Genomic DNA, 2,490 nt, shown 5'->3' on the forward strand with positions numbered 1-2,490 from the left:
GGGCGACGGGTCGTGAGGTGCGGTTCGAGGCGGTGTCGGAGGCGGCGTACCGGGGGGTGTTGGAGGAGGCGGGTCTGCCGGGGGACTTCGCGGAGCTGTTCTCGGTGATCCTGGACGGTCGTAACGCCTCGTTGGGGGACGGGGTGCGGCGGGCGTTGGGGCGTGAGCCGCGCGACTTCGCCGACTTCGCCCGCGAGGCCGCCGCCTCGGGCGTGTGGAACGTGTGAGCCGGCTCGCCGGTGGCGGCCCGAACAGGCCGCCACCGGGCGGGCGTTGGTCGTGTATCCGGACATAACAGTGGAGGTTTGGCCATGTCGGACGGCAAGCAGGTCTGGTCGAGTGAGCAGGGCGTGGGCGCGCTGCCCGGGCACATCCAGGGCTTCGGGCTGATGCACGTGGCGATGCGCCGGGACGCCGCGCGGCTGAGCGCGGCCGCCGCCCGGGGTTCGTCCGCGGGCGGCTGGGGCCCCGCGGCGGCCCTGGCGGACTGGTTCGGCCGACTGCGGGCCGTCATCGACTGGCACCACCACAGCGAGGACGAGATCCTCTGGCCCTTCCTGCGCGAGCGGCTGGCCGGCTTCGACGGCGGCGGCATCCTGGAGCAGGACCACGAAGCGCTCGACCGGACGATGCGCCGGGTGGCGGAGGTGCTCTCCGCCCGCCGGATCGCCGAACTGCCGGATGCCGCGGCGGGGTTCGAGAACCTGATCCGCGAGCACCTGGGGCACGAGGAGCCGGTGGTGTTCCCGGCTCTCGCGGGCCTGCCGGTGGACGAGTACCTGCGGGTGGAGCGGCGGATCATCCAGAGCGCGCCGGGGCAGGTCATGACGTACCTGCAACCGTGGATGTTCGACGGCGCGGACGCGGCGTCCGTGCGGGCCGTGTCGGCCACCATCCCGGGCCCGGTGCGGCTGATCGGCCGTACGGTGCTGGAGCGCCGGTACCGGCGCACCCTGAACCCGGTTCTGTGACCGCTCACCCCTTTCCGACTCCCCGGGCACTCGCCGACTCCGCAAGTGCCTTGGTGTGAAGAGGGGTTCCGGTTGTCGCGGTTCCGTTGCGGGTGGCGCCGCACGGTGGGTGGTGTCGTTCGTTCCGCTGTTCGCCGGCACCGCGCCCTGCGGGGCCGGGAGAGTGAAAAGGGGTCCTGTGATGCGTTCGGATCAGAGGTCGGCACCGGTGTCGTACGCCGTCCCGTCGGCCATCGGCGGTGTGCGGCCGGGGAGTTCACCGCACGGCGGAACGGCCGGGCAGGGCCGCGCCGCCGGGCCCGTCCTGGCGGGCGCCACCATCGCGATGGGCCTGATGGCGGGCCTGTTCTTCGCCTTCGACGTGTCCGTGATGCCCGGCCTCGCGGCCGGGGACGACCGGACGTACGTGACGGCGATGCAGCACATCAACTCGTCGATCGAGAACGGGATGTTCGGCCTGGTCTTCGTCGGGGCCTTCGCCGCCACCGGCGTGGCGGCCTGGCTGCAGCACAAGGCCGGCCGGCGCCAGGCGGCGCTGTGGGCGGCCGGGGCGACGGTGCTGTACGTGGTGGCGCTGATGGTCACGATGGGCGTCAACATCCCGCTCAACAACGAGCTGGCGGCGGCCGGAGACCCGTCCCAGATCCACGATTTCGCGGGCGCGCGCGCCAAGTTCGAGGGCACCTGGGTGGCCGCCAACATGCTCCGCACGCTGCTCTGCACGGCGGGCCTGGCGGCCCTGAGCCGCTCGCTGGTCCTGCACGGCCGGTTCAGCCGCCTGGGCCGCTGAGCGGCCCGGCCGCGCGCGCCGCAGGGCTGCGCGGCCGCGGGGATGCCCGTCCGCCTCGTGCGGGCGGGCCTTCGTGCGTTTCGGGTGCGGCGGGCCCGGTGGCGGGCCCGGTGGCGGGCCTGGTGGTGGGGCGCCCGAGTGCGCCGGGGCGTGCGCCGGTGCGCCGGGCCAGTGCTGTCGGTCAAGTCGCCTGGGGCGTCCTGGACTTGGCGATCCGGGGGCTATGGGTGGAGCATGGGCGGGCCCGGTCGTTGCGGCGCGCTTGCGCCGCTGCCGGGCCGTACGGTGGTCGGCGTGTCCGGTGAGCTGGAGAGGGGGCGGGGTCTGTGGTGGCGGTGGTACGTCCGTACCTGATCCGGGGGAGAGCGGTTCCCCTGGCCAGATATCTGGCGGAGGAGGACATCGAGGGTCTGGTGGCGTGTTCGTGCATCGGGAACGAGGTCACGATCGACCTCGTGGACACCCGGATCCTGGTGACCCTGGCGGACGTGGCCGGGGCGGTGCGACTGAACTTCGACATGGTCCAGGACGGTCCGGCCAAGGCGCGTTCCTGGTCCCGGCGCCTGCCGGGCGACGCGGGGCCGGGCGAACTCGCGGCGCGGATAGCCGTGGACGTGCGGACGCTGGCCCGTGAACTGGCCCCGCTGCGGCGCAACCCCCCGCGCAGGCCGGGAGAGGGCGGGCGGTAGGAGCGGCGACGGCCCCGGGCCCGGCAGCGTGATGCTGCCG

The 2,490-nt window shown here is 73.9% G+C and carries 3 protein-coding genes and 1 pseudogene; all 4 read left to right on the forward strand.

The annotated features are described in order from the left end of the window. Positions 1 to 227, forward strand: a pseudogene (locus tag ACFWPI_RS39400) (NmrA family transcriptional regulator); the annotation flags it as partial. Between the two features lie 84 nt (positions 228 to 311). After that, positions 312 to 971: a hemerythrin domain-containing protein gene (locus ACFWPI_RS39405; protein ID WP_380381062.1), complete on the forward strand. Its 660-nt coding sequence runs from the start codon at positions 312 to 314 to the stop codon at positions 969 to 971. A gap of 181 nt (positions 972 to 1,152) precedes the next feature. Then, positions 1,153 to 1,761 (forward strand): DUF1772 domain-containing protein, encoded by a 609-nt coding sequence (locus ACFWPI_RS39410; protein ID WP_380381064.1) that lies wholly within the window; start codon positions 1,153 to 1,155, stop codon positions 1,759 to 1,761. 455 nt (positions 1,762 to 2,216) lie between these two features. Then, a complete protein-coding gene (locus ACFWPI_RS39415) occupies positions 2,217 to 2,450 on the forward strand; it encodes a hypothetical protein (protein ID WP_380425384.1) in 234 nt (77 codons plus the stop codon). Positions 2,451 to 2,490: the final 40 nt, after the last annotated feature.

It is taken from the genome of Kitasatospora sp. NPDC058492 (assembly GCF_042720685.1).
Taxonomy (GTDB): Bacteria; Actinomycetota; Actinomycetes; order Streptomycetales; family Streptomycetaceae; genus Kitasatospora.

Coding starts and splice junctions, on each gene's coding strand:
- ACFWPI_RS39405 (WP_380381062.1), top strand. CDS start 312: ATGTCGGACGGCAAGCAGGTCTGGTCGAGTGAGCAGGGCGTGGGCGCG.
- ACFWPI_RS39410 (WP_380381064.1), top strand. CDS start 1,153: ATGCGTTCGGATCAGAGGTCGGCACCGGTGTCGTACGCCGTCCCGTCG.